General features: G+C 47.0%; 1 tRNA gene and 1 rRNA gene. Both read right to left on the bottom strand.

Annotated features, from left to right (window positions below):
* Positions 1–42: 42 nt before the first annotated feature.
* A 23S ribosomal RNA gene (locus tag ABD000_RS04585) occupies positions 43–2,884 on the bottom strand.
* 205 nt (positions 2,885–3,089) lie between these two features.
* A tRNA-Ala gene (locus tag ABD000_RS04580) sits at positions 3,090–3,166 on the bottom strand.
* Positions 3,167–3,286 lie beyond the last annotated feature (120 nt).

The raw sequence follows: 3,286 nt of genomic DNA, 5'->3' as shown, positions 1-3,286 counted from the left end.
TACGCTCTTGAATCGAGCACTTGTAGATTTTAAAAATCTTGAGCGATAAGCTCATACGGGTTATTAGTATCACTTGGCTATGACATTACTGCCTTTACACCTGTGACCTATCAACGTGATCGTCTCTCACGACCCTTTAAAGAAATCTCATCTTGTGGTGGGTTTCGCGCTTATATGCTTTCAGCGCTTATCCCTTCCAAACGTAGCTACTCTGCAATGCCCTTAGCAGAACAACAGATACACCAGAGGTTTGTCCAACTCGGTCCTCTCGTACTAGAGTCAGATCCACTCAAATTTCTTACGCCCACTACAGATAGAGACCGAACTGTCTCACGACGTTCTGAACCCAGCTCGCGTGCCACTTTAATGGGCGAACAGCCCAACCCTTGGGACCTTCTCCAGCCCCAGGATGTGACGAGCCGACATCGAGGTGCCAAACCCCCCCGTCGATGTGAGCTCTTGGGGGAGATCAGCCTGTTATCCCCGGAGTACCTTTTATCCTTTGAGCGATGGCCCTTCCATGCGGAACCACCGGATCACTATGCTCTACTTTCGTACCTGATCGACTTGTAGGTCTCTCAGTCAAGCTCCCTTTTGCCATTGCACTCTACGCACGGTTACCAAGCGTGCTGAGGGAACCTTTAGAAGCCTCCGTTACTCTTTTGGAGGCGACCACCCCAGTCAAACTACCCACCAAGCACTGTCCTCATCTCTGAGTTAGGCTTCAAATAAGTAAAGGGTGGTATTTCAAGGACGACTCCACCATGCCTGGCGACACAGCTTCAAAGTCTCCCACCTATCCTACACATCACTTATCCAAAGTCAATACTAAGCTATAGTAAAGGTTCACGGGGTCTTTTCGTCCCGTAGCGGGTAATCGGCATCTTCACCGATACTACAATTTCACCGAGGTCATGGCTGAGACAGTGTCCAGATCGTTACACCATTCGTGCAGGTCGGAACTTACCCGACAAGGAATTTCGCTACCTTAGGACCGTTATAGTTACGGCCGCCGTTTACCGGGGCTTCAATTCAATGCTTCGATAAATCTAACATCTCCTCTTAACCTTCCGGCACCGGGCAGGTGTCAGGCCCTATACGTCATATTGCTATTTTGCAGAGCCCTGTGTTTTTGATAAACAGTCGCCTGGACCTATTCACTGCGGCCCCCACCAAGGTGGGGGCGACCCTTCTCCCGAAGTTACGGGCCCATTTTGCCTAGTTCCTTAGCCATGAATCTCTCGAGCACCTTAGAATTCTCTTCCCAACTACCTGTGTCGGTTTAGGGTACGGGTTGTTTATATCGCTTTTCTTGGAAGTAGATACACTGGATTATCACGTCCGCCGTAGCTTCTGTGTACTATCCCATCCTTAACAAATGGTTCAACGTACTATTCTGTCCGTACGCACCAACTTCTCTACTCCGTCACTTTTATCTATAAACAAGTAGCAGAATATTAACTGCTTGGCCATCCACTACCCCTTTCGGGTTCGCGTTAGGTCCCGACTAACCCTCAGCTGATTAGCATAGCTGAGGAAACCTTAGTCTTTCGGTGGGGGTGTTTCTCGCACCCCTTATCGTTACTTATGCCTACATTTGCTTTTGTAACCGATCCAGCAAACCTCGCAGTTCACCTTCAACTCAATTACAATGCTCCCCTACCCCTCTATTATAAAATAGAAGTCATAGCTTCGGTAGTATATTTATGCCCGATTATTATCCATGCCGGATCGCTCGACTAGTGAGCTGTTACGCACTCTTTAAATGAATGGCTGCTTCCAAGCCAACATCCTAGCTGTCTATGCAATCCAACCTCGTTTGGTCAACTTAATATACATTTGGGGACCTTAGCTGATGATCTGGGTTCTTTCCCTCTCGGACATGGACCTTAGCACCCATGCCCTCACTGCTGTACATCATTTTATAGCATTCGGAGTTTGTCAGGAATTGGTAGGTGGTGAAACCCCCGCATCCAATCAGTAGCTCTACCTCTATAAAACTTATATTACAACGCTGCACCTAAATGCATTTCGGGGAGTACGAGCTATTTCCGAGTTTGATTGGCCTTTCACCCCTACCCACAGGTCATCCCAAGACTTTTCAACGTCAACGGGTTCGGTCCTCCACTTTGGGTTAACAAAGCTTCAACCTGCCCATGGGTAGATCACACGGTTTCGCGTCTACTCCACCTAACTATAGCGCCCTATTCAGACTCGCTTTCGCTACGGCTGCTCTGCTTAACAGATTAACCTTGCTAGATATAGTAACTCGTAGGCTCATTATGCAAAAGGCACGCCGTCACCCCCAACAAGTTGGGGGCTCCGACCGCTTGTAGGCGTATGGTTTCAGGATCTATTTCACTCCCTTATTCAGGGTTCTTTTCACCTTTCCCTCACGGTACTGGTTCACTATCGGTCTCTCAGGAGTATTTAGCCTTAGCGGATGGTCCCGCCAAATTCATACAGGGTTTCACGTGCCCCGCACTACTCAGGATACTACTATCAATAACATTACTTACCTATACCGGGCTATCACCGTCTATGGCACAGCTTTCCAACTGCTTCTAATTCATAATGCATCAAATGTCGTAGTCCTACAACCCCTATGCTGCCGTAACAACATAGGTTTGGGCTAATCCGCGTTCGCTCGCCACTACTAGCGGAATCACTATTGTTTTCTTCTCCTCCGGGTACTTAGATGTTTCAGTTCTCCGGGTTCGCTTGCCTTACGGCATGACATGTCTTCAACATGCCGGGTTACCCCATTCGGATATCTGCGGATCAATCAGTATGTGCCTGTCCCCGCAGCTTTTCGCAGCTTATCACGTCCTTCTTCGCCTCTGAGAGCCTAGGCATTCCCCATACGCCCTTCCTTAAGCTTATCTATATTTTTAAAATTCTAATAATGCTCGATTCAATTGTACTTCGCACTTACCTATCACTAGGTAAATACGGTATTTTTAAATTGCTTTATTATTCAATATGTCAATGAACTTTACAATCTCCAACTTGATTGGAGATCTCATCCTAGCTAACTCTTAAGTAAATTAAGAACTAACCACATGAGATTCCCGCATGCGCGGGAACTTTGGTGGAGAATATCGGAGTCGAACCGATGACCTCCTGCGTGCAAGGCAGGCGCTCTAGCCAGCTGAGCTAATTCCCCATGTTTTAGTTATGAGTTATTAGTTATGAGTTATGAGTCCTTAAAACTCGCAACAAACTCAACTTCTAAAATTTCCTGGCTCCTGAATTTAGTTCAGGATCTCTCTATTTTAATGAACTT

Origin of the sequence: Gangjinia marincola (assembly GCF_039523415.1) — a bacterium.
Lineage (GTDB): Bacteria > Bacteroidota > Bacteroidia > Flavobacteriales > Flavobacteriaceae > Gangjinia > Gangjinia marincola.
Note: the sequence above shows the minus strand (reverse complement) of the source record. Positions and strands in the feature narration are given on the sequence as shown.